At 69.2% G+C, this 21,942-nt stretch carries 28 protein-coding genes and 1 pseudogene; 8 read left to right on the top strand and 21 right to left on the bottom strand.

Annotation, left to right across the window (positions count from 1 at the left end; translation table 11 throughout):
- Nucleotides 1-138: 138 nt before the first annotated feature.
- Nucleotides 139-783, top strand: coding sequence for a response regulator (locus tag LZ009_RS07130; protein WP_275697216.1), 645 nt, complete (start codon nucleotides 139-141; stop codon nucleotides 781-783).
- Here the strand turns inward: LZ009_RS07130 and LZ009_RS07125 are convergent.
- The 8 genes from LZ009_RS07125 to LZ009_RS07090 form a co-directional block, all read right to left on the bottom strand.
- Nucleotides 780-1,037 (bottom strand): hypothetical protein, encoded by a 258-nt coding sequence (locus tag LZ009_RS07125; RefSeq protein WP_275697215.1) that lies wholly within the window; start codon nucleotides 1,035-1,037, stop codon nucleotides 780-782. The two genes, LZ009_RS07130 and LZ009_RS07125, sit on opposite strands and share 4 nt — an antisense overlap.
- Nucleotides 1,038-1,041: 4 nt before the next feature.
- Nucleotides 1,042-1,464, bottom strand: coding sequence for a VOC family protein (locus tag LZ009_RS07120; RefSeq protein WP_275697214.1), 423 nt, complete (start codon nucleotides 1,462-1,464; stop codon nucleotides 1,042-1,044).
- Between the two features lie 18 nt (nucleotides 1,465-1,482).
- On the bottom strand, nucleotides 1,483-1,821 hold the full coding sequence (locus LZ009_RS07115) for a DUF4148 domain-containing protein (protein ID WP_275697213.1): 339 nt from the start codon (nucleotides 1,819-1,821) through the stop codon (nucleotides 1,483-1,485).
- A 110-nt stretch (nucleotides 1,822-1,931) separates the two neighbouring features.
- Nucleotides 1,932-2,966 (bottom strand): L-idonate 5-dehydrogenase, encoded by a 1,035-nt coding sequence (locus LZ009_RS07110; protein ID WP_275697212.1) that lies wholly within the window; start codon nucleotides 2,964-2,966, stop codon nucleotides 1,932-1,934.
- A 4-nt stretch (nucleotides 2,967-2,970) separates the two neighbouring features.
- Nucleotides 2,971-3,741 carry a glucose 1-dehydrogenase gene (locus LZ009_RS07105; protein ID WP_275697211.1) on the bottom strand — a complete coding sequence of 257 codons (771 nt, stop codon included), beginning with the start codon at nucleotides 3,739-3,741 and terminating at the stop codon, nucleotides 2,971-2,973.
- A gap of 56 nt (nucleotides 3,742-3,797) precedes the next feature.
- Complete coding sequence (locus LZ009_RS07100; protein ID WP_275697210.1) at nucleotides 3,798-4,187, bottom strand: hypothetical protein; 390 nt, start codon at nucleotides 4,185-4,187, stop codon at nucleotides 3,798-3,800.
- A gap of 56 nt (nucleotides 4,188-4,243) precedes the next feature.
- Nucleotides 4,244-4,705, bottom strand: a complete 462-nt coding sequence (locus LZ009_RS07095; RefSeq protein ID WP_275697209.1) for a cache domain-containing protein — start codon at nucleotides 4,703-4,705, stop codon at nucleotides 4,244-4,246.
- Between the two features lie 153 nt (nucleotides 4,706-4,858).
- Complete coding sequence (locus tag LZ009_RS07090; RefSeq protein WP_275697208.1) at nucleotides 4,859-5,776, bottom strand: diacylglycerol/lipid kinase family protein; 918 nt, start codon at nucleotides 5,774-5,776, stop codon at nucleotides 4,859-4,861.
- Between the two features lie 178 nt (nucleotides 5,777-5,954).
- On the opposite strand from LZ009_RS07090, the gene LZ009_RS07085 reads away from it, so the two are divergent.
- Nucleotides 5,955-6,269, top strand: a complete 315-nt coding sequence (locus tag LZ009_RS07085; protein WP_275697207.1) for a hypothetical protein — start codon at nucleotides 5,955-5,957, stop codon at nucleotides 6,267-6,269.
- Here the strand turns inward: LZ009_RS07085 and LZ009_RS07080 are convergent.
- Complete coding sequence (locus LZ009_RS07080; protein ID WP_275697206.1) at nucleotides 6,235-7,302, bottom strand: tartrate dehydrogenase; 1,068 nt, start codon at nucleotides 7,300-7,302, stop codon at nucleotides 6,235-6,237. The two genes, LZ009_RS07085 and LZ009_RS07080, sit on opposite strands and share 35 nt — an antisense overlap.
- Nucleotides 7,303-7,395: 93 nt before the next feature.
- Between LZ009_RS07080 and LZ009_RS07075 the strand changes: the two genes are divergently transcribed.
- The 4 genes from LZ009_RS07075 to LZ009_RS07060 are packed head-to-tail and all read left to right on the top strand — an operon-like array spanning nucleotide 7,396 to nucleotide 11,781.
- Nucleotides 7,396-8,313, top strand: a complete 918-nt coding sequence (locus LZ009_RS07075; protein WP_275697205.1) for a LysR family transcriptional regulator — start codon at nucleotides 7,396-7,398, stop codon at nucleotides 8,311-8,313.
- Between the two features lie 30 nt (nucleotides 8,314-8,343).
- A complete protein-coding gene (locus LZ009_RS07070; protein ID WP_275697204.1) occupies nucleotides 8,344-9,138 on the top strand; it encodes an HpcH/HpaI aldolase family protein in 795 nt (264 codons plus the stop codon).
- Nucleotides 9,139-9,160: 22 nt separating this feature from the next.
- Complete coding sequence (glxR, locus tag LZ009_RS07065) at nucleotides 9,161-10,045, top strand: 2-hydroxy-3-oxopropionate reductase (protein ID WP_275697203.1); 885 nt, start codon at nucleotides 9,161-9,163, stop codon at nucleotides 10,043-10,045.
- 2 nt (nucleotides 10,046-10,047) lie between these two features.
- Nucleotides 10,048-11,781, top strand: a complete 1,734-nt coding sequence (locus tag LZ009_RS07060; protein WP_275697202.1) for an IlvD/Edd family dehydratase — start codon at nucleotides 10,048-10,050, stop codon at nucleotides 11,779-11,781.
- Between the two features lie 4 nt (nucleotides 11,782-11,785).
- Here LZ009_RS07060 and LZ009_RS07055 read toward each other — a convergent pair whose 3' ends face one another.
- Together LZ009_RS07055 and LZ009_RS07050 are read right to left on the bottom strand one after the other, a co-directional pair.
- Complete coding sequence (locus LZ009_RS07055; protein ID WP_275697201.1) at nucleotides 11,786-12,160, bottom strand: hypothetical protein; 375 nt, start codon at nucleotides 12,158-12,160, stop codon at nucleotides 11,786-11,788.
- Nucleotides 12,145-12,873: an RNA polymerase sigma factor gene (locus tag LZ009_RS07050; RefSeq protein ID WP_275697200.1), complete on the bottom strand. Its 729-nt coding sequence runs from the start codon at nucleotides 12,871-12,873 to the stop codon at nucleotides 12,145-12,147. The genes LZ009_RS07055 and LZ009_RS07050 overlap by 16 nt, the downstream gene beginning before the upstream one ends.
- A gap of 100 nt (nucleotides 12,874-12,973) precedes the next feature.
- Between LZ009_RS07050 and LZ009_RS07045 the strand changes: the two genes are divergently transcribed.
- The gene (locus tag LZ009_RS07045) at nucleotides 12,974-13,111 is read left to right on the top strand and encodes a DUF3096 domain-containing protein (RefSeq protein WP_275697199.1); all 138 of its coding nucleotides are present in this window, start codon (nucleotides 12,974-12,976) and stop codon (nucleotides 13,109-13,111) included.
- Nucleotides 13,112-13,207: 96 nt separating this feature from the next.
- Here the strand turns inward: LZ009_RS07045 and LZ009_RS07040 are convergent, their stop codons facing one another.
- Entirely contained in the window at nucleotides 13,208-13,618 is a 411-nt protein-coding gene (locus LZ009_RS07040; protein WP_275697198.1) for a hypothetical protein, read from the bottom strand.
- Entirely contained in the window at nucleotides 13,615-14,400 is a 786-nt protein-coding gene (locus tag LZ009_RS07035) for an SDR family oxidoreductase (protein WP_275697197.1), read from the bottom strand. Before LZ009_RS07035 ends, LZ009_RS07040 begins: the two co-directional genes overlap by 4 nt.
- Before the next feature lie 207 nt (nucleotides 14,401-14,607).
- On the opposite strand from LZ009_RS07035, the gene LZ009_RS07030 reads away from it, so the two are divergent.
- Complete coding sequence (locus LZ009_RS07030; RefSeq protein WP_275697196.1) at nucleotides 14,608-15,021, top strand: hypothetical protein; 414 nt, start codon at nucleotides 14,608-14,610, stop codon at nucleotides 15,019-15,021.
- Between the two features lie 43 nt (nucleotides 15,022-15,064).
- Here LZ009_RS07030 and LZ009_RS07025 read toward each other — a convergent pair whose 3' ends face one another.
- From LZ009_RS07025 to hutU, 8 genes and pseudogenes are all read right to left on the bottom strand, one after another.
- Nucleotides 15,065-15,532, bottom strand: coding sequence for an NUDIX hydrolase (locus tag LZ009_RS07025; RefSeq protein WP_275697195.1), 468 nt, complete (start codon nucleotides 15,530-15,532; stop codon nucleotides 15,065-15,067).
- A 50-nt stretch (nucleotides 15,533-15,582) separates the two neighbouring features.
- Nucleotides 15,583-15,756 (bottom strand): hypothetical protein, encoded by a 174-nt coding sequence (locus tag LZ009_RS07020; RefSeq protein ID WP_275697194.1) that lies wholly within the window; start codon nucleotides 15,754-15,756, stop codon nucleotides 15,583-15,585.
- A complete protein-coding gene (locus LZ009_RS07015; RefSeq protein ID WP_275697193.1) occupies nucleotides 15,753-15,947 on the bottom strand; it encodes a hypothetical protein in 195 nt (64 codons plus the stop codon). Before LZ009_RS07015 ends, LZ009_RS07020 begins: the two co-directional genes overlap by 4 nt.
- Nucleotides 15,948-16,077: 130 nt before the next feature.
- Nucleotides 16,078-16,863, bottom strand: coding sequence for an ABC transporter ATP-binding protein (locus LZ009_RS07010; RefSeq protein WP_275697192.1), 786 nt, complete (start codon nucleotides 16,861-16,863; stop codon nucleotides 16,078-16,080).
- A complete protein-coding gene (locus LZ009_RS07005) occupies nucleotides 16,860-17,783 on the bottom strand; it encodes an ABC transporter permease (protein ID WP_430300247.1) in 924 nt (307 codons plus the stop codon). Before LZ009_RS07005 ends, LZ009_RS07010 begins: the two co-directional genes overlap by 4 nt.
- 83 nt (nucleotides 17,784-17,866) lie before the next feature.
- Nucleotides 17,867-18,580, bottom strand: a pseudogene (locus LZ009_RS07000) (ABC transporter substrate-binding protein); the annotation flags it as partial.
- Nucleotides 18,581-18,621: 41 nt separating this feature from the next.
- A complete protein-coding gene (gene hutH / locus LZ009_RS06995; RefSeq protein WP_275697190.1) occupies nucleotides 18,622-20,196 on the bottom strand; it encodes a histidine ammonia-lyase in 1,575 nt (524 codons plus the stop codon).
- Nucleotides 20,193-21,896, bottom strand: a complete 1,704-nt coding sequence (hutU, locus tag LZ009_RS06990) for a urocanate hydratase (protein ID WP_275697189.1) — start codon at nucleotides 21,894-21,896, stop codon at nucleotides 20,193-20,195. Before hutU ends, hutH begins: the two co-directional genes overlap by 4 nt.
- Between the last annotated feature and the right edge of the window lie 46 nt (nucleotides 21,897-21,942).

Below are 21,942 nucleotides of genomic sequence, written 5' to 3'. Positions count from 1 at the left end.
AGCCCTAGGGTCACCATCTCTGCATCTCCTAACTTGTAGAGTAGCCTGCCAACTTTCTGCTACAGGGAACGCGCCTTGCAGTTCAACCGATTTCAGCGCCGCGAGGGGTTGGAATTGCCGGTATCGACGCCTCCTCCCATGGGGGTGCAGCCGGTGCGGGTGGGTATCGCCGACGATCACCCGATCACCCGGTCCGCCCTGCGCGCCTACCTGGACGAACTTGACGACATCCGCGTCGTGGCCGAAGCCACCTGCGGCCGCGAAGCGATCGACCTGGTGCGCACCCAGGCGCTCGACGTCCTGTTGCTGGACCTGGACATGCCGGGGCAAAGCGGCATCGACGCGCTGGGAATGATCAAGGCGAAGGCGGAGCACGTGGGCGTGCTGGTGCTCTCCGGCTATCCCGAACACCAGTACGCCGTGCCCTTGATCCGCAACGGCGCCAGCGGTTACCTGAACAAGGCCTGCGAGCCCTCGGAGATCGCGACGGCGATCCGCCGCGTCGCGCAAGGCAGCCGCTACATCACCCCCGCGGTGGCGGAACTGCTGGCCACCCAGGTCATCACGCCGCCCAGCAGCGGGCTGCACGAGCACCTGTCCGCGCGCGAACTGCAGGTGTTCCTGAAGCTGGCGCAGGGCAAGACGGCGGGCGAAGTGGCGAGCGAGCTGTCGCTGAGCGCCAAGACCGTCAGCACGTACCGGGCGCGGTTGATGCTGAAGCTGCAGGCGCGGTCGAACAGCGACCTGACCTACTACGCGCTCAAGCACCGGCTGCTGGACTAGGAGCGCGGCGCGCGGCCGGTGGGACACAGCAAGTTCTTGAGTGTCTCGCCGCGGATGTACTGGAGCTCCTCCGCCTCGGTCGCCGGCCGCACGCCCACCAGCTGCGCCTTGTCGCCGTACCAGTCGCGGAGCAGCGCTGCCATCGCCGCGCCCGCATCGGTGCCTTGTGGCAGCGGCTTGTACCAGGTGCGGGGCCGGCCTTCGTAGCGGAAGTCCACGATCCAGACGTGGGTGCGGCGGAACAGTTCGGCCATGCGCTCAGTCCAGCGCGACCAGACCCGGATTGAACGCCACCTCCCACAGGTGCCCGTCCGGGTCCTGGAAGTAGCCCGCATAGCCGCCGTAGAAGGTCGGCTGCGCGGCCTTGACCATCGTGGCGCCGGCCGTGGCGGCCTCGGCCATCACGGCATCGACTTCCGCCTGCGAGCCCACGTTGTGGGCCAGCGAGCATTCGAGCGGCCCGCCTTCCTGCGGCAGCAGGCCGCTGTCGGCGGCCATGCTGCGGCGCGGCCACAGCGCGAGCTTCAGGCCCGGCTGCAGCTGGAAGAAGCACACCGCGCCGTTCTCGAACTCGGTGCCCACGATGCCCTGGGTGGGCCAGCCGAGGCCGTCGCGGTAGAAGGCGACGGCCCGTTCCAGGTCGGCGACGCCCAGGGTGAGCAGGGTGATGCGGGGCTGCATGGCCCCCGCATCATGCCCTCAGTTGCCGGCCTGGGCCAGCACCGGCGCCACGTTGCCCAGGCTGCGCGCGGCCATCAGGTAGCCGGAGCCGCTGTCCTCGCCGTTGAAGGCCTGCATCTCGTCGCGCGTGAGCAGGAAGTCGGCGACGACCTCCTCGCGCGTGAGCGTGCTGCGGAAGGCCGCCAGCTGGTCGTAGCCGTCGGCCCACGGGTTGGGCGCGGCGCGCGCCGCCTGCAGTTCCGCGATGACTTCCGCGCGGCTGCGGCTGGACACGAAAGGCGTTGCCTCGATGGTGATGTCGTCCGCGAAGGCGGATCCGGCGGCAGCGAGGCAGATCGCGATGATGATTCGCTTCATGATGGTTCACTCCTCAGGGACGGTTGCGTGGACGGCTTGTCCACGCAACGAACTCTAGGGAGCGCGCCGCCGCGGCGATGTGCACAAGCGCACCGCCACCCCGCGAATACTCAATCGAAGCGCAGCACCACCTTCATCGCCTGCGAGCGGTCCGCCGCGAGCCGGAAGGCGCGCGTGGCGTCGCGATAGGGGACGGTGGCCGACACCAGCGGCTTCACGTCCACGAGCTTCCGGTTCAGGAGCCCCACGGCCACCGCGAACTCCTCGTGGAAGCGGAAGGCGCCGCGCAGGTCGAACTCCTTGGCGACGATGGTGTTGATCGGGATCTGCATCTCGCCGCCCAGCCCCACCTGCACGATCACGCCGCGCGGGCGCACGGCATCGAAGGCGGCGCGCAAGGCCTTCTCGTTGCCGCTCGCCTCCAGCAGCACGTCGAAGTAGCCCTTGTCGGCGCCGAAGCGCTTCAGCGCATCCGGATCCTCCGCGGTGTTGAGCGCGAGGTCGGCGCCGATCTCGCGCGCCTTGCGCAGCGGGAATTCGCCGATGTCGGTGACGACGACCTCGCCGGCCCCGGCGCGGCGCGCGGCGATCACCAGCAGCGCGCCGATGGGCCCGCAGCCGGTCACGAGCACGCGCTGCCCGAGGAGCGGCCCGGCGCGGCGCACGGCGTGCAGCGCCACCGCGAGCGGTTCGGCCAGCGCGCCTTCCTGGTCGCTCACGTGGTCCGCGAGCAGGTGGGCCTGCCAGGCCTCGCACACGATCTCCTGGCGGAACGCGCCTTGCACGTGCGGCGTGCGCATGGCGCTGCCGTAGTAGCGCATGTCGAGGCAATGGTTCTGCAGGCCCTGCTGGCAATAGCGGCACAGCCCGCAGGGCCGGCTGGGGCTGATCGCGATGCGCTGGCCGGCGGCGAAGGTGCCGCAGTCGGGGCCGGTCGCGCGGATGGTGCCGGCCACTTCGTGGCCCAGCACCATCGGCTCCTTGATGCGCACGGTGCCGAAGCCGCCATGCTGGAAGTAGTGCAGGTCCGAGCCGCAGATGCCGCCGGCGTCGACCTTCACCAGCAGCTGGCCGGGCCCGGGCTCCGGCGTGACGATGGTTTCGACGCGCAGGTCGCCGGGGGCGTGGATGACGAGGGCTTCCATGGGCTCAGAGGGTTGCGGTCACGCCGCCATCGACGTAGAGGATGTGGCCGTTGACGAAATTGCTGGCATCGCTGGCGAGGAACACGGCGGCGCCCGCCAGGTCCTCCACGTCGCCCCAGCGGCGGCTCGGCGTGCGGTTCACCAGCCATTGGGTGAACTCGGGATTGGCGACCAGCGCCTGGGTGAGCTCCGTCTTGAAGTAGCCGGGCCCCAGGCCGTTCACCTGGATGCCGTACGGGCCCCAGTCGATCGCCATGCCCTTGGTCAGCATCTTCACGGCGCCCTTGCTCGCGGTGTAGGGCGCGATGCTGGGCCGCCCGAGTTCGCTCTGCACCGAGCAGACGTTGATGATCTTGCCGCGGCCGCGCGGGATCATGTGCTTCGCCACTGCCTTGCCCACGTGGAAGACGCTGTCGACGTTGGTGCGCATCAGCTCGTGCCAGGCGTCTTCCTCGAAGTGCTCCAGCGGCCCGCGGCGCTGCATGCCGGCGTTGTTGACGAGGATGTCGATCGGTCCGATGTCGCGCTCGATCGCATCGACGGCCGCCCGGGTCGCGTCGGAAGAGGTCACGTCGAAGGCCCGCGCGTGGACGGTGGCGCCCTCTGCGCGCAGGGCGGCGGCGGCCTGGTCCACCTTGGCGGCGCCGCGCCCGTTCAGGACGACGCTGGCGCCGGCCTGCGCCAGGCCGCGGGCCAAAGCGAGGCCGATGCCGGCGCTGGAGCCGGTGACCAGCGCGAGCCGGCCCGTAAGATCGAATTTGCGGAGAAAGTCCATGCGGCCGAGGTTAGCCGCAGGCGGGGCCGGTGAACAGCCCCGCGTTCAAGCGACGCTCAGGGTTCCTGGCGGATCAGGTCGCGCACCGTGTACGAAACGTCGCGCAGCAGCGTGGCGCTGCCGGCGGTGGTGCCGTAGCCGGTGAGCTGCGCCACCGGGGCCCAGCGCTGGAACTCGCCGTCGCCCAGCTGCTTCTCCACGCTGGCGCGGAAGGTGTAGACGAAGGCGGCGTTGGCCGACTTGTGGCAGCGCAGCTCGCCGCGCAGCGCCATGTCGCGCGGCAGGTCGAGGCCGTTGGCCTTGCCGATCTTCTGCAGCGCCTGCTGCAGCTCGCCCGCCGTCAGCAGCGGGCAATCGGATTCCTGCTGCACGGAGTAGGTGCCGGCCTGGGCGGCCCCGGCGGCGGCCAGCAGGGCCGCGGACATCAGCATGACGACTTTACGCATACGACTCTCCTTCTCTTGTCTCGTGGAGGGGAGCCGGCCGCGGCCGGCCCGTGGCCTTACTTCTTGTAGACGCCGCCGCAGACGACGGTGTCGTCGAGGCGTTCGCAGTAGGAGGTCTTGGCCTCGATCTTCTTGGTCAGCGGGTTGGGGAACTTGTAGTCCGTCCAGAAGCTGGTCTTCGTCTTGGCGAAATCGACGCGCTCCTTGATGTATTCCTTGCCGTCGATGTCCTTCATTTCCATGAAGTTCTTGCCGACCATCTTCTCGTTGGTGCCGTGGGCGACGGCGGTGCCATCCAGCTTGTGCACGGCGAGGTACAGGTCGCGGTCGTGGAAGTCCTTGTTGTCCTTGTCGCCGATGGCGGCGTAGCCCTTGTCCTTGCCGTTGGCCTTGATGAAGGCAACGCCCTTCTTGACCATCGCCTCGGCTTCCTTGGCGGTGGCGGGGTTGTCGGTGGCCCAGGCGGCGGTGCCGGCCAGCAGGGCGGCCATCAGGGTGGTTTGGATGATCTTGTGCATGTAGTTTTTCCTCGCTCTTCAGTGGTGGCCCGCATCGTAACTAGGAGTTAAATCCTGCAACAAGCGCTGTTACACGGGCGCTGCCGGGCATCCGGACGAGCGGCGCGGGGCGGGGAACGAGCGGTGGAACCTGGGGCAAATGCCCAACGGGTGTCAGGCGGCGGAGGGCGCCGGCGGGGCGATCACGCGCAGCGCGCCTGGGCGGCAGCGGTAATGCAAAGGTGTGTCCATCAACGTGACTTCGCCGTCGGTGGCGACGCGCAGCTTGCGGTGGCCGGAGTGCACCACGAACTCCCGCGCCAGCGCCGTATGGAAGTCGCGCGCCTGCTGCAGCCGGTGGAACAGCGCCAGCAGCGCGAGCCGCAGCAGGCCGAAGCGGCCCGTGCGCTGCGCCGTGTAGACGGCCAGCGAGCCGTCACTGAGGCCGCGGCGTTCGCCGATCTGGAAACCCTCCATCGTGTACTCGTTGTTGCCGATGAAGAGGAAGGGCGTGCGCAGCGCGTGCGTTTCGTCGTCCAGGTCGACCTGCACGCGCAGCACGGGATAGCGGCGCAGCACGTCCAGGCTGGCCGCTGCCAGCGCGCGCCACTTGCTGTGGCCCAGGCGCCGCTGGCGCTGCTCGCGGTCGCGCACGATGTCCGGGTACAGCCCCAGGCTCGAGTTGTTGATGAAGATGCGGCCGTTGACCTCGCCGACGTCGACGGTCGTCACCGAGCCCGCGACCAGGGCCGCCACCGCTTCTTCCTGCGCCAGCGGCATGCCCAGGTCCTTGGCGAAGTGGTTCAAGGTGCCCAGCGGCAACACCCCCAGCACGGCGTCGGTGCCTGCCAGCTGCGAGGCCACGGCGCTGACGGTGCCGTCACCGCCGCCGGCCACGATGGTGCGTGCGCCGCCATCCAGCAGTCGCCGGACGGTTGGGATGATGTCGCTGCCTTCCTTCGCCTGCAGCACCTGAGCGGCTACGCCATGGTCGGCGAACTGGGCGCGCAGCTTCTCGATCCAGTCGGGCGGGCAGCCCGTGCCGGCGGTGGCATTGAGGACGACGGCGAGGGGGGCGGGCGCTTGGGACAAGGTGCGACGACTCTACCGGCGCCGTGCCGCCCGCGGTGGGCGCGCGGTCGCGCCTCGGCGTAGTCGGGCGACTACAGGCGGTCGGCGAAATCGCCGGTTGCGTCCCGGCGGCGCCCGCAGCCCAGCTTGCCTGCGCGCCTACGCGTCCGGGTCACTGCGCGCCCGATAGTTTGCAGCCATGAAACTGCCCGCCCCTGAAATCCTCGCGACGCCCGCCTGGGCCGACGTCGCCAGCGCACTGAGCAAGGCCAGGACCATCGATTGCGACGAGAACGACTTCTCCGTCGGCGTGTGCGACGCCGACGGCGTGGTGGTCGGCGCCGCGCTCCTGCGCTGCTACAAGCAGGTGTCCTTGTTCACCCGCGAGATGCGCAAGCTCGGTTACGCGCCGCACATCGACCCGAACTGCGAAGCCATGCAGGGCTGCGACGTGCTGTACGCCGCGCCCCGAGCCCGGCTCACTTCGCGAGCTGCGCGCAAACCGCGCGCGTGACGTCCACGGTCTTCGCGCTGCCGCCGAGGTCGCCGGTGTGCAGCTTGGGGTCGGCGGTGACGCGTTCGATCGCCTGCATCAGGCGGCCGGCCGCTTCCTTCTCGCCCAGGTGCTCCAGCAGCATCACGACCGACCAGAAGGTGCCTACCGGGTTGGCCAGGCCCTTGCCCATGATGTCGAAAGCGGAGCCGTGGATCGGCTCGAACATCGACGGGTAGCGGCGCTCGGGATCGATGTTGCCGGTGGGGGCGATGCCCAGGCTGCCGGCCAAGGCCGCCGCCAGGTCGCTCAGGATGTCGGCATGCAGGTTGGTGGCGACCAGCGTGTCGAGCGAGGCGGGCCGGTTCACCATGCGGGCCGTGCAGGCGTCGACCAGTTCCTTGTCCCACTTGACGTCCGGGAACTCCCTGGAGACCTCGAGCGCGATCTCGTCCCACATCACCATCGCATGGCGCTGGGCATTGCTCTTGGTGACGACCGTCAGCAGCTTGCGCGGGCGTGACTGGGCCAGCTTGAAGGCAAAGCGCAGGATGCGCTCGACGCCGGCACGGGTCATCATCGAGACGTCGGTCGCCACTTCGATCGGATGCCCCTGGTGGGCGCGGCCGCCGACGCCGGCGTATTCGCCTTCGGAGTTCTCGCGCACGATCACCCAGTCCAGGTCCTCGCGCTTGCAGCGCTTCAGCGGGCCGTCGATGCCGGGCAGGATGCGCGTGGGCCGCACGTTGGCGTACTGGTCGAAGCCCTGGCAGATCTTCAGGCGCAGGCCCCACAGCGTGATGTGGTCGGGGATGTGCGGGTCGCCGGCGGAGCCGAACAGGATGGCGTCCTTGCCGCGCAGCGCGTCCAGGCCGTCGGCCGGCATCATCACGCCGTGCTTGCGGTAGTAGTCGCCGCCCCAGTCGAAGTCCTCGAACTCGAAGCGGAAGCCGCTGCCGGAAGCGGCCAGCGCCTCCATGACTTCGCGGCCGGCGGGAACGACTTCCTTGCCGATGCCGTCGCCCGGAATGGTGGCAATACGATAGGTCTTCATGGTGGGGTTCTCGTGGGGGATGCGGCACTGTAGGCGCGCCGGGCCCTGTACGATCAGCCCTGGACTCAAGCCATTGTTAACCGCCATTCAAGTATGAGCCGCGCCATCCAGCCCGCCGACCTCGGCTTCTTCTCCGCGCTGATGTCCGCCGGCAGCATGGGCGCCGCCGGCCGGGAGCTGGGCATCACCACGGCGGCCGTGAGCAAGCGGCTCGCGCAGATGGAGGCGCGGCTGGGCATCTCCCTCCTGAACCGCACCACCCGCCGGATGAGCCTGACGGTGGAAGGCGAGCTGTACCTCGAGCATGCCCGCCGCATCCTGGGCGACCTCGACGACCTCGAGGAGATGCTGGGCCTGTCGCGGTCCACGCCCAGCGGGGCGCTGCGGGTGAATGCCACGCTCGGCTTCGGCCGCAGCCATGTGGCTCCTGTGATCTCCCGCTTCGCGAAGAAGCATCCGCAGGTGGACGTCAAGCTGCAGCTGAGCGCGGACCCGCCTCCGCTCACCGACGATGCCTTCGACGTCTGCATCCGCTTCGGCCCGCCGCCCGATGCGCGCGTGATCGCGCGCCAGCTGGCGCCCAACCGGCGCCTGCTGGTGGCCGCGCCGGCCTACCTGGCGCGCGCCGGCGAGCCCCGCACGCCGGCCGACCTGGCGCAGCACAACATCATCCGCATCCGCCAGGGCGACGAGGCCTATGGCGTGCTGCGCCTCGCGCGCGGCCGCGCCGAGCAGGAGGAAAGCGTCAAGGTGCGCGGCAACCTGGCGACCAACGACGGCGGCGTCGCCGTCAACTGGGCGCTCGACGGCCACGGCATCCTGCTGCGCGCCGAATGGGACATCGCGCGCTACCTGCGCAGCGGCCGGCTGGTGCAGGTGCTGGCGCCGTACCGCACGCCCAATGCCGACATCTACGCGGTCTATCCGCAGCGGCACCAGACCACGGCGCGGGTGCGGGCCTTCGTCGACCTGCTCGCGGCCGCGCTCGCCAAGGAGGGCGAGGCGGGATAGGATGCCCGTTCCGCTCGCGAGGAGAAAGCATTGAGACCCAATCCGCTGCGCACGCTCTGGCAATCGGGCGGCGCCGCCGTCAACGGCTGGCTCGCCATCCCCAACGGTTTCTCCGCCGAAACGATGGCCCACCAGGGCTGGGACTCGCTCACCGTGGACATGCAGCACGGCGTGGTCGACTACCAGGCCATGGTGGGCATGCTGCAGGCGATCTCCACCACCGGCACGGTGCCGATGGTGCGCGTGCCCTGGCTGGAGCCGGGCATCCTGATGAAGTCGCTGGACGCCGGCGCCTACGCCGTGATCTGCCCGATGGTCAACACGCGCGAGGATGCGCAGAAGCTGGTGGCGTGGACGCACTATGCGCCGCGCGGCACCCGCAGCTTCGGCCCGGTGCGCGCGCTGCTCTATGGCGGCGCCGACTACCCGCAGCATGCCAACGACACCATCGTCGCATTCGCCATGATCGAGACGGCGCAGGCCATCGACAACCTCGACGCCATCCTGTCGGTCGAAGGGCTGGACGCGGTCTACATCGGCCCGTCCGACCTGTCGATCTCGCTGGGCTGCAAGCCCGCGATGGACGACCTCGAACCGAAGGCGCAGCAGGCCGTGGACCACGTGCTGGCGCGTGCCAAGGCCCACGGCATCGTGGCCGGCATCCACAACACCGGGCCCGAGTCGGCGCTCAAACGCATCGCCGCCGGATTCCAGTTCGTGACCGTGAGCTCCGACGCGCGCCTCATCGCCGCGGGCGCGCAGCAGGTCATGGCCGCGATGCGCGCGGGACTCAAGTCGCCCACGCTGGCGGGCGACAGCTATTGAACTTCACCGAGAGGACGGAACCATGAAGATCGGATTCATCGGCCTGGGCATCATGGGCGCGCCGATGGCGCAGCACCTGCTGGCCGCCGGCCACGAGATGTTCGTGCGCACGCGCAGCAAGGTGCCCGCGGGGCTGGAGAAGGCGACCGTGTGCGCCACCAACACCGAAGTCGCGCGCCAGGCCGACGTCACCTTCCTGATGCTGCCGGACACGCCGGACGTCGAGACCGTCCTGTTCGGCAAGGACGGTGTTGCGGCGGGACTGGGCAAAGGCAAGACGGTGGTCGACATGAGCTCGATCTCGCCCATCGAAACCAAGCGCTTCGCCGGCGAGGTGAACAAGCTGGGCGCCGACTACCTCGATGCGCCGGTGTCGGGCGGCGAGGTCGGTGCCAAGGCGGCCAGCCTGACGATCATGGTGGGCGGCGAGGAGGCGGTGTTCGAGCGCGTGAAGCCGCTGTTCGCGCTCATGGGCAAGAACATCACGCTGGTCGGCGGCAACGGCGACGGCCAGACCACCAAGGTGGCCAACCAGATCATCGTGGCGCTCAACATCGCCGCGGTCGGCGAGGCGCTGCTGTTCGCATCGAAGGCCGGCGCCGATCCGGCCAAGGTGCGGCAGGCGCTGATGGGCGGCTTTGCGGCCTCGCGCATCCTCGAGGTGCATGGCGAGCGCATGATCAAGCGCACCTTCAACCCCGGCTTCCGGATCGCGCTGCACCAGAAGGACCTGGGACTGGCACTCGCCGGCGCCAAGGCGCTGGACGTCGCGCTGCCGCAGACGGCGTCGGCCGCGCAACTGATGCAGTCCTGCGCCGCGCAGGGATGGGACCAGCTCGATCATTCGGCGCTGGTGAAGGCACTGGAAACCATGGCCGCGCACCAGGTGGCGCCCGAACCGAAGTAACGATGACGAAGAAAGACGACGACGCGAGCGGCATGCGCAAGGGCCTCACCAACTACGGTGACGCCGGTTTCTCGCTGTTCCTGCGCAAGGCCTTCATCAAGGGAGCGGGCTACACCGACGCGGCGCTCGACCGGCCGGTGATCGGCATCACGGACACCGCCAGCGGCTACAACCCCTGCCACGGCAACATGCCGCAGCTGCTGGAAGCGGTGCAGCGCGGCATCCTGCTGGCGGGCGGCCTGCCGATGAAGTTCCCCACGATCTCGATCGGCGAAAGCTTCGCGGCGCCGACCAGCATGTACCTGCGCAACCTGATGTCGATGGACACCGAGGAGATGCTTCGCGCCCAGCCGATGGACGCGGTGGTGCTGATCGGCGGCTGCGACAAGACCGTGCCCGCGCAACTGATGGGCGCCGCGTCGGCCGGCCTGCCGGCAGTGCAGCTGATCACCGGCTCCATGCTGACCGGCTCGCACCGCGGCGAAGTCGTCGGCGCCTGCACCGATTGCCGGCGCTACTGGGCCAAGTTCCGCGCCGAGGAAATCGACGCCCGCGAGATCGCCGCCGTCAACGACCAGCTGGTGCCCAGCGTCGGCACCTGCTCGGTGATGGGAACCGCCAGCACCATGGCCTGCATCGCCGAAGCGCTGGGAATGACGGTCCCGGGCGGCGCGACGCCGCCGGCCGTGACGGCCGACCGCATGCGCGTGGCCGAACACACCGGCATGGTGGCCGTGCAGGTCGCGAAGGAGCGCCGCACCATAGCCCAGGTCCTCACCGACAAGGCCTTCGAGAACGCGATGCGCGTGCTGCTGGCGATCGGCGGCTCCACCAATGCGATCGTGCACCTGACCGCTATCGCCGGGCGCCTCGGCTACGAGATCGACCTGAAGGCGCTGGACCGCATGGGCCGCGAGACGCCGGTGCTGCTGGACCTGAAACCTTCGGGCCAGCACTACATGGAGCACTTCCACGCGGCCGGCGGGATGGCGACCTTGCTGCGCGAGCTCAAGCCGCTGCTGCACCTGGATGCGCTGACGGTGACCGGCCGGACGCTGGGCGAGGAACTCGAGCGCGCCGCACCGCCGTTCCCGCAGGACGTGGTGAAGACGCGCGCGCAGCCGATCTATCCGCAAGGCGGCATCGCCGTGCTGGAAGGCAACCTCGCGCCCGGCGGCGCCATCATCAAGCAGTCGGCCGCCGACCCCAAGCTGATGGAGCACGAAGGTCGCGCGGTGGTTTTCGAGGGCCTGGAAGACCTGGCCACGCGGATCGACAGCGACGACCTCGACGTGCAGCGCGAGGACATCCTGGTGCTGAAGAACATCGGCCCGAAAGGCGCGCCCGGCATGCCCGAAGCCGGCTACATCCCGCTGCCGCGCAAGCTGGCGCGGCAAGGCGTGAAGGACATGGTGCGCATCTCGGACGGCCGCATGAGCGGCACGGCCTTCGGCACCATCGTGCTGCACGTCACGCCCGAGTCCGCCATCGGCGGGCCGCTGGCGCACGTGCGCAATGGCGACCGCATCCGGCTTTCGGTGAGCAAGCGCGAGCTGAGCCTGCTGGTTCCGGCGGAGGAAATGGCCAGGCGCGCGCAGGAGCAGCCGGTGACCGCCCCGACGGCCGACCGCGGCTACCGAAAGCTGTTCCTGGCGACGGTGACGCAGGCGGACAAGGGCGTGGATTTCGATTTCCTCGCGGCGGCGGAAGTCAAAGGGACCTTGCCGCGCGCTTGATCGATCACGCCGCGGTCACGTTCCAGCCGCCGAGGATCAACACCACGAAGCCCACCACTGCGATGGCCGCATGCGCCAGCACCAGCCAGATCGGCAGCGGCAATTCCTTGGTGTGGTAGGCCAGGTTCAGCACCAGGCCGCCGAGCGCGGCGCCGGCCAGCAGCACGATGCCGAGCCAGGCCATGCCCGGCAGGCCGTGCACGATGGCGGCATAGAGCAGCAGCGTCAGCCCGGAACCGGCCAGCAGCCCGTGCAGCATCGCGATGCTGCTGGGGGGCCTCGGCTTGCCGCTGAAGCGGATGCCCGCCATCAGCAGGCCGCCAAGCGCGGTCAGGGCCAGCAGCACGAGTGCGGTGCGCACCATCAATTGGGTTTCCATGGTTCGTTCTCCTTGTGGTTCTCGACGACGTCCAGGGCCGCGATGCGGGACTGCACCCCGGCCACGATGCGGTCGCAGCGCGCGCCCGCGAATGCAAAGGCTTCGTCGATGGCGAAGTCCAGTTCGCGCTCCAGCGCCGCGCGCAGCAGGGCGCGGGCGCGGAAGAAGCGGGTGCGGACGGTGGCCTCGGGCACGTGCAGGGCGGCGGCCACTTCCTCGACGTTCATTTCCTCGACGGCGCGCAGGATGAAGACGGTGCGGAACTGCTCCGGCAGTTCGTCGATCTGGGCCTCGACGATGCGCCGCAACTCGCCGCGCAGGGCCGCATGTTCGGGGTCGTGGGCCTGGGCCGCGGCGGGGTCGTGGGCTTCTTCCGCGGCCTCCGGTTCGGGCTCGAGCCCGGGCGCGATCGTCACGATGCGGGCACCGGCGCGGCGCAGCCGTCCCAGGGCCTCGTTCATCACGATGCGCACCAGCCAGGTCGAGAGCTTGGCCTCCGCGCGGAAGCCGGGCAGGGCGCGCCAGGCCTTGAAGTAGGCCTCCTGCACCGCGTCCTCGCTCTCCGCGTCGTTGCGCAGCACGCTGCGGGCGGTGCGGAACAGCAGCCGGTTGTGCCGGCGCATGATGGCCTCGAACGCGCGCGCGTCTCCGCTGCGGGCGAGCGCAACCAGGGCATCTTCTTCGCGGGGGAGGGCGGTCGACGGTTCAGGCATGGACTTGGGGCGGATGGTATGCGGCATCCGATGCGCCGTGCGGCCCCCGCGTTCCCGCGGCCGCGCGCATACTGCCGGCTTTTCGACCCGGAGCGAACCCATGCCCTATCTCCAGCACATCGGACCCCTCACCGCCCTGATCGCGGGCGTCCTGATCCTGATCATGCCCAGGCTGCTGAACTACATCATCGCGCTGTACCTGATCATCACCGGGCTGGTGGGCTTGTTCGGGCGCTAGCGTCCAGCCGCGGTTCGTTCCTCACCACGGCCTACGAACGCGTGTCCCATGGCCCCCGTAGGCCGTGGTGAGCGCGCAGCCGAACCGCGGCGGCCCTCAGCGCACGTACTGCACGACCTTGCCTTCGAGGTCGGCATCCGAGGGCGCGAAGTAGATGTCCTTGCCCAGCAGGTAGAGGTAAGCGCAGTCGCGCACGTCCATCCGAAAGGCGGGCAACGCGACTTCGATGCAGCGTTGCCCCGCGGCGTCGACCGCCCAGCGGCCCAGCGCTTCGCTGCTGCCATGGCCCTGCTTGTTGTCGACGCGGCCGACCACCGTGCCGTCGGCGCGCAAGGTTAGGTCGGCATCCGCGTCGGCGCGCTGCGCGCGCAGGCGGGTCTCGCCCAGGGCGGCCACCTCGGCCGGCGCCATCTTGCGGCCGCCCAGGTCCAGCAGTTCGCCCAGGTTGACCTGGGCCTGCGCCGCACCCGCGGCGAGCAGTGCAGCGAGCAGCGCTGCGCGCCTCATGGCTTGTTGCCTTCCACCGCGTGCTGCGCGTAGAGCTTCTGCATGCCGCCCAGCCAGCGGTCGTAGTCCTGGCCCTTGGCCTGGAAGTACTTCGCCACCTCGGGGTGCGGCAGGGCCAGGAATTTCTCCTCGCGCATGGTCTGCACCACGACTTCGGCCACCTGTTCCGGCGTCAGCACGCCGTTGATGCCGGCCGAGCCGGTGCCGTCCTTGGTCATGTCCGTGGCCACCGATTGCGGGCAGAGGCAGGACACGCGCAGGCCCTTGCGGCCGTAGGCGATGCGCAGCCATTCGGCAATGGCCACCGCCGCGTGCTTGGTCACGCCATAAGGGGCGGTCTCGACGATGTTCAGCAAGCCGGCGGCCGAGGCGGTCACCAGGAAGTAGCCCTCACCGCGCTCGATCATCTCGGGCACGACGGCGCGCGCCGCCCACACATGGGCCATGCCGTGCACCTGCCACATCTTGTCCCAGAGGGCATCCTCCAGCTCGATGCCGCCCATGCGGCCCAGGATGCCGGCGTTGGAGCAGTAGATGTCCACCCGGCCGAAGCGCGCCTTCGCCTGGCGCACGAGTTCCTGGATCTCCGCCTCCTGGCTCACGTCGCAGCGCACGGCCAGCGCCGAGCCACCGATGCCCGCCGCCACGCCCTGCGCCCGCTCGAGGTTCAGGTCGGCTACCACGACACCGGCTGCGCTCTCGCGCGCGAACCGCTCGGCCAGCCCGGCGCCGATGCCGCTGGCGCCCCCGGTTACCACCGCTACCTTGCCCTTGATTTCCATCTCGACCTCCGTTGGCGTGCAGTATGTCGCGCCTGCCGGCTGGGGGCCAGCCACGCAGGCGACAGAAAGTATCCCTTCCTGCCCGGCCGTGCGGCCTGCATCGGGTGGGTAGAGATTCCGACAGCAGCGCGACCCGTGTGTCCTACGCACGAGGACACGGGCCGTGGCGATCATCCCTTCCAGCAACAAACACACGGAGCGACGGGCATGAACGCCATGGAACTGGATACTTGGGCAGAACAGCAGGATGAGCCGGCGGTGCGCATCGACGGCCGCGTCGACCCGCAAGTGCACGATGCCTTCTGGCAGACCGTGTACTGGGGCGAGTCCTACTACCGCCGCGAATGCGAGTACGAGGACTACGCGCCGGCCTACTGCGTGGGTTACATCGGCTACGCCCAATACGGCGGCTGCTTCGAGGACGCCGAGAAATCGCTGTGCGCCAACTGGTTCCGCATCAAGGGCGACTCGCGCCTGACGGTGGACGAAGCCATGCAGGCGATTCGCGCGGCCTGGGACCACGCCGCGCAGGTGTCGCACGCCGAGGCCCACGACGAGGTCGCCCCGGCCACGCAGCACGCGCCGCGCCGCAGCGAACAGCGCCAGTACGCCGCGGCCTGACCGCCGCGCATGCCGGATGCCGCCTGCGGGCGGCATTCGTCATTCAGGGCGGGTTCAACACCGTTTCGAGCGCATCGAGGAAGGGTGCCTGCCCCGGCAGGAGCTTGTGCCTCGCCTGCGCGATGGTGAACCACCCGACGCGATCGACCTCGGGAAAGGATTGCATCCGGCCCGAACGCGGCGGCCACTCCATCTCGAACAGGTTGCTGCGCAGGTCGCGGGGATCGCCGTCGCCCTCGAAGGCCCAGGCAGTGATGCGCTTGCCGCTTTTCTGTTTCAGCTCGCCCAGCAGGTGGTAAGGCGGCTGCGCGGTGAAGCCGGTTTCCTCGTTGAATTCACGCTGCGCCGCGGCCAACGGGTCTTCGCCTTCGTCGACCGCGCCCTTGGGCAAGGTCCAGGAGGCGGCATCGCGGGCGGCCCAGAACGGACCGCCCGGGTGGGCCAGGAGGACTTCGACCGCCGCGCCGCGGCGGCGGAACATGAGCAGGCCGGCGCTGCGGACGATGGGCACCGCCGCAGTGTAGCGAAGCTGAGCGATGGGCGTCCGGCGGCGCCGGAGAGTCAAGGTCCGGCGGGTGCCGGAGGCGGAGGCGTGTCGGGCGTCTCGGCCTGCTTGCGCTTGCGGATCAGGGCTTCGAGCGCGGTGCTGGAGCCTTCGCCGCTACCGATGGTGGATTCGCCCGGCGCCGGCGCCGGGGCCGGAGGCACGGGCTTGTTGGGACCGTCGGTGTTCACTGGCCCGGGCCCCCGCCCGGTTCTTCGTTGTCCCCGGTCTGGCGGCGGTGCTGCTTGGTCTGCGTCTTCAGCTGCGCCAGCGCGCTGGCGGCTCCTTCACCGGACGCGCCCGCGTGCTCCTGTTCGCCGGTGTTGGACGAAGGCTGGTCCTGCCCGCTGGTTTCCTGCCTCGATTCGTTGGAATTGCTCATTCTGTTCCCGGCCAAAAAGCTTGCGGGGCGGACGCCTCGCGATGCCTTGCATTCTGGTCAGCCGGATTTGGCTCGACGGTCGGAAACCGAAAGTGTCTGGTGTAGGAAGAAATCCAACCCGACCGTGGGCCTAGCTCGACAGCAACCCGGCGGCGCGTTGAACTTCGACCCGGATCTCCTCGGTCAGGCGCGCCTTCAGGTCCATGAAGGGCGGCGTCGTCTTCATCGCGTAGTGCCTCGGGTGGGCGAGCGGCACCGGCAGGTCGCACTTGATGCGGCCCGGGCGGGCGCTCATGACCACCACGCGGTTGGCCATGAAGATGGCTTCGTCGATGTCGTGGGTGACGAAGAGGACCGTCTTGCGTTCTTCCTCCCAGATCCCGAGCAGCAGTTCCTGCATCAACTCGCGCGTCTGGTGGTCCAGGGCGCCGAAGGGCTCGTCCATCAGCAGGATGCGCGGATTGTTGGCGAGCGCGCGGGCCAGCGCGGTGCGCTGCTGCATGCCGCCCGACAGCTGCTTGGGATAGTGCTGCTCGAAACCCTTCAGGCCCACCTTGGCGATGAAAGCGCGCGCCGTTTCCTGCTGCTGCGCGAGCGGCAGGCTCTTTTCGCGCAGGCCGAAGCAGACGTTTTCCAGCACCGTCAGCCAGGGGAACAGCGTGTAGCTCTGGAACACCATGCCGCGGTCCGCGCCCGGCCCGGTGACCTGCCGGCCATCGAGCGAGATCAGGCCGGTGCTGGGCGTGTCGAGCCCGGCCACCATGCGCAGCAGCGTGCTCTTGCCGCAGCCCGAAGGCCCGAGGATGGTGATGAAGTCGTTCTCCTGCACCAGCAGGTCGGTGGACTCCAGGGCCACCGTGCCGCCGCTGCGCCCCGCGAAGGTCTTGGCGACGCCGGCGACCTGGAGGATGCTCATCGTCCGATCTGGGCCCATGGGAACAGCTTCCGGTTGAAGGCCTTGAAGGCGAAGTCGGTGACGAGGCCGATGAGGCCGATCACGATGATGCCGAAGATGATCTGGTCGGTGGCCAGCAGCGCCTGGCTGTCGGTGATCATGTGGCCGATGCCGCTGGAGGCGCCTATCAGTTCCGCCACGATCACGTAGGTCCAGGCCCAGCCCAGCACCATGCGCAGCGTCTCGGCGATCTCGGGTGCACCGGAAGGCATCAGCACCCGCGTGACGATGCCGCGGTCGCCCGCGCCCAGCGTGTACGCCGCTTCCACCAGGTCGCGCCGCGTGTTGCCCACGCTCACCGCGATCATCAGCACCAGCTGGAAGAAGGAGCCGATGAAGATCACCGCCAGCTTCTGCGCCTCGCCGATGCCGGCCCACAGGATCAGCAGCGGGATGAAAGCCGAGGCCGGCAAGTAGCGCGCGAAGCTCACGAAGGGCTCGAAGAAGGCTTCGACCGGCTTGTAGGCCCCCATTAGCACGCCCAGCGGCACCGCCAGCACCGCCGCGATGGCGAAGCCGCCCAGCACGCGCCAGACCGTCATGCCGATGTCGTGCAGGAAGCCCTGCTTCCACAGCAGGTCGGCGCCGGAGCGCACCATGGTCAGCGGATCGGCCAGGAAGGTCTTGGGCACCAGGCCACCGAAGGTCACCGCGGCCCAGGCCGCGAAGAAGACCACGAAGAAGGACAGGCCCAGCACGACACGCGTGCCGGGCGCGACCGGCTGCAGCGGCCTCATTTCAGGAAGCGCGTGTCCGCCAGCTTCGCCATGTCCGGCAACTGCTTGATGATCCCGGCTTCCAGCAGCAGTTCCGCCGCTTCCTTGCTGAAGGCGGCGTGCTCGGCGGCGAAGAACTTCTGGTTGGCGGCGCGGTCCTGCCAGCGCAGGAACTTCTGGCTGGCCTCGAAGGCCTCGGCGCTCTGCTTCACGTCGGCGCCCATGATCTCGAAGCTTTTCTTCGGCTCCTTCTGGATCATCTCCACGGCCTCGAAGTAGCTGTCGGCCAGCGCCTTGGCGGCCTTCGGGTTCTCGCTCAGGAACTTGGGCGTGCAGCCGAAAGTGTCCATCACCATCGGGTAGTCCAGCGTCGTCGCGATGATCTTGCCGGCTTCGGGCTTGGCGCGCACCGCCGACAGGTAGGGCTCGTAGGTCATCGCGGCGTCGAGGTCGGCGGTGCCGGCGATCATCGCGTTGGCGGCGGCCTGCGGTTCCAGGTTGACGACCTTCACGTCCTTGGTCGACAGGCCGTTCTTCTTCAGCATCCAGGCCAGGGTGAAGTAGGGCGCGGTGCCGGGCGCGCTGGCGGCGACGGTCTTGCCTTTGAGGTCGGCGATCTTCGCGATGTTGCCCTTGACCACCATGCCGTCGGCGCCGTAGCTCTTGTCCAACTGGAAGATCTGCGTCGTCGGCACGCCGTTCGCGTTCCACACGATCCAGGTCTCCACCGTGGTCGCGGCGCACTGGACGTCGCCGGAAGCGACGGCCAGGTGGCGGTCCTTCTGCGGGATCTTCTTCAGCGAGACGTCCAGGCCGTTCTTCTTGAAGATGCCGGCTTCCTTGGCCAGGGTCAGCGGCGCGAAGCCGGTCCAGCCGGAGAGGCCGATGGCGACCTTGGTTTCCTGGGCCTGGGCGGTGGCGGCCGCGAACGCGACCAGCGAGAGTGCGAACAGCTTCTTCATGGGGTCCTCCGGGATGGGTGAAAGAAAACTCTATGCAGGTGTCATGCCAGGCGCAATGCGTGCAACTCCGGGATGCGCGTTTCGGTGGCGTGGCCGATGTCGCCGCTGCACACCAGGTGGTGCACCGCGGCGATGTCGCGCGCCAGGCTGCGGTCGGCCGGCATGGCGGGCGAGACGCTGCGCACCAGGCGCAGCACGCCTTCCAGCGCCGGCGCGCTTTGCAGCGGCCGCAGGAACTCGATGCCCTGGGCGGCGGCCAGCAGCTCGATGGCCACGATGTGCGCCGTGTTTTCCAGCATGGGGCGCAGCCGGCGCGCGGCGAAGGTCGCCATGCTGACGTGGTCCTCCTGGTTGGCGGAGGTCGGCAGGCTGTCGACGCTGGCGGGATGCGCCATCGACTTGTTCTCGGAGGCCAGGGCGGCGGCCGTGACGTGCACGATCATGAAGCCCGAGTTCAGGCCCGGCTCGGCGGTCAGGAAGGGCGGCAGGCGCGACACCACCGTGTCGACCAGCATGGCGACGCGCCGCTCCGAGATCGCGCCGATCTCCGCGATGGCCACCGCCAGCGCATCGGCCACCAGTGCCACCGGCTCGGCGTGGAAGTTGCCGCCCGAGAGCATGTCGCCCGGAGCCTGCCCCGGACTTGATCCGGGGGCCGCGAACACCAGCGGGTTGTCGGTGACGGCATTGGCTTCGCGCACCAGCACCTGCGCGGCGTAGCGCATCTGGTCGAGGCAGGCGCCCATCACCTGCGGCTGGCAGCGCAGGCAGTAAGGGTCCTGCACGCGGTCGTCGTCTTCCAGGTGCGACTTGCGGATGGCGCTGCCCACGGCCAGCGCGCGGTAGGCGCTCGCGCAGTCGATCTGGCCCGGCTGGCCGCGCACCGCATGGATGCGCGGGTCGAACGGCGCATCGCTGCCGCGGGCGGCATCCAGCGTGATCGCGCCGGTGATGACGGCGGCTTCGAAGATGCGGTCGGCGGTCAGCAGCGCGTCGATGGCCAGGGCGGTGGAGACCTGGGTGCCGTTGATCAGCGCCAGGCCTTCCTTGGCGCCGAGTTGCAGCGGCTTGAGCCCCGCGCGTTCCAGGGCCTGCGCTGCCGGCAGGCGCTCGCCTTCGAACCAGGCTTCGCCTTCGCCGATGAGGGGCAGCGAGAGATGGGCCAGCGGCGCGAGATCGCCGGACGCGCCCACCGAGCCCTGGCACGGGATGACGGGCAGCACGCCGTGGTTGTGCATGGCGACCAGGCCGTCGATCACTTCCTCGCGCACGCCCGAGTAGCCGCGTGCGAGGCTCGTGGCCTTCAGCAGCAGGATCAGGCGGACCACGCGTTCGTGCAGCGGTTCGCCGACGCCGACGGCATGCGAGCGCAGCAGCTTCAATTGCAGCAGTGCCAGGTCTTCGCGCGCGATGCGCTGCGTGGCGAGCTTGCCGAAGCCGGTGTTGACGCCGTACACCGGTGCGTCGCCTTCGGTCGCGCGCCGCACCTGTTCCGCGCTGGCGCGGATGGCCGCCCGGGAGGAAGGATCGATCCGGACCGGGATGCGTTCGGCGCCGCACAAGCGGCGCAGCTGCGCTAGCGTCAGTTCGCCGGGGTGGAGGAGTTCTGGCGTCATCCGATCATCGGCAGGTTCAATTTGTTCTCGCGCGCGCATTCGATCGCTTCCTCGTAGCCCGCGTCGGCATGGCGCATCACGCCCGTTGCCGGGTCGTTGAACAGCACCCGGGCGATCTTCTCGTCGGCTTCCTTGCTGCCATCGCAGACCATGACGACGCCGGCGTGCTGCGAGTACCCCATGCCGACGCCGCCGCCGTGGTGCAGGCTGACCCAGGTGGCGCCGCTGGCGGTGTTCAGCAGGGCATTCAGCAGCGGCCAGTCGCTGACGGCGTCGCTGCCGTCGCGCATGGCTTCGGTTTCGCGGTTGGGCGAGGCCACCGAGCCGGAGTCCAGGTGGTCGCGGCCGATCACGATCGGCGCCTTCAGCTCGCCCTTGCGCACCATTTCGTTGAAGGCCAGGCCCGCCCGGTCGCGGTCGCCCAGGCCGATCCAGCAGATGCGCGCCGGCAGGCCCTGGAAGGCGATGCGCGCGCCGGCCATGTCGAGCCAGCGGTGCAGGGAAGCGTTCTGCGGGAACAGCTCCTTCATCTTGGCGTCGGTCTTGCGGATGTCCTCCGGGTCGCCCGAGAGTGCGACCCAGCGGAAGGGGCCGACGCCGCGGCAGAAGAGGGGGCGGATGTACGCGGGGACGAAACCGGGATAGGCAAACGCATCCTGCACCCCGAAGTCCTGCGCCACCTGCCGCAGGTTGTTGCCGTAGTCGACCGTGGGCACGCCCATCGCGTGGAACTCCAGCATCGCGCGCACGTGCACCGCGCACGATTCGCCGGCCGACTGCTTCAGCGCGGCGTGCTGCGCCGGATCCTTCTGCGCGGCCTGCCACTGTTCGACCGTCCAGCCGCGCGGCAGGTAGCCGTTGATGATGTCGTGGGCGGAGGTCTGGTCGGTGACGATGTCGGGCCGCGGGCCGCCGGCGCGCGCGCGGCGCGCCAGTTCCGGCACGATGTCCGCCGCATTGCCGCACAGGCCGATGGATACGGCTTCCTTGCGCTGCGTGTGGTGCGCGATCAGGGCGAGCGCCTCGTCGAGGTCCTTGGCCTGCTTGTCCAGGTACTTGGTGCGCAGGCGGAAATCGATGCGGCTTTGCTGGCACTCGATGTTGAGGGAGCAGGCGCCCGCGAACGAGGCCGCGAGCGGCTGCGCGCCGCCCATGCCGCCCAGGCCCGCGGTCAGCACCCAGCGGCCGGCGAGGCTGCCGCCGTAGTGCTGGCGACCGGCTTCGGCGAAGGTCTCGTACGTGCCTTGCACGATGCCCTGCGTGCCGATGTAGATCCAGCTGCCGGCCGTCATCTGGCCGAACATCATCAGGCCGCGCTGGTCGAGCTCGTTGAAGTGCTCCCAGGTCGCCCACTTGGGCACCAGGTTGGAATTGGCCAGCAGCACGCGCGGTGCGCCGGCATGCGTGCGGAACACGCCGACCGGCTTGCCCGACTGGACCAGCAGGGTTTCGTCGGGCTGCAGCCGCTTGAGGCTCGCGAGGATGGCTTCGAAGGCCGGCCAGTTGCGCGCCGCCTTGCCGATGCCGCCGTAGACCACCAGCGCGTCGGGGTTCTCGGCGACGGCCGGGTCCAGGTTGTTCTGGAGCATGCGGTAGGCCGCTTCGATCTGCCAGTTGGCGCAGCTGAGCTGCGTGCCGTGCGGGGCCTTCACGGGACGCGGGCCGGCGGAAAGGAAGGGCGTCTGGGATAGATCGGACATGAAGTCGCTCCTGAGGTCGGGCGGAGAATAGTTGTCTATACAACTT

The organism is Ramlibacter paludis, assembly GCF_022012305.1.
Taxonomy (GTDB): domain Bacteria; phylum Pseudomonadota; class Gammaproteobacteria; order Burkholderiales; family Burkholderiaceae_C; genus Ramlibacter; species Ramlibacter paludis.
Note: the sequence above shows the minus strand (reverse complement) of the source record. Positions and strands in the feature narration are given on the sequence as shown.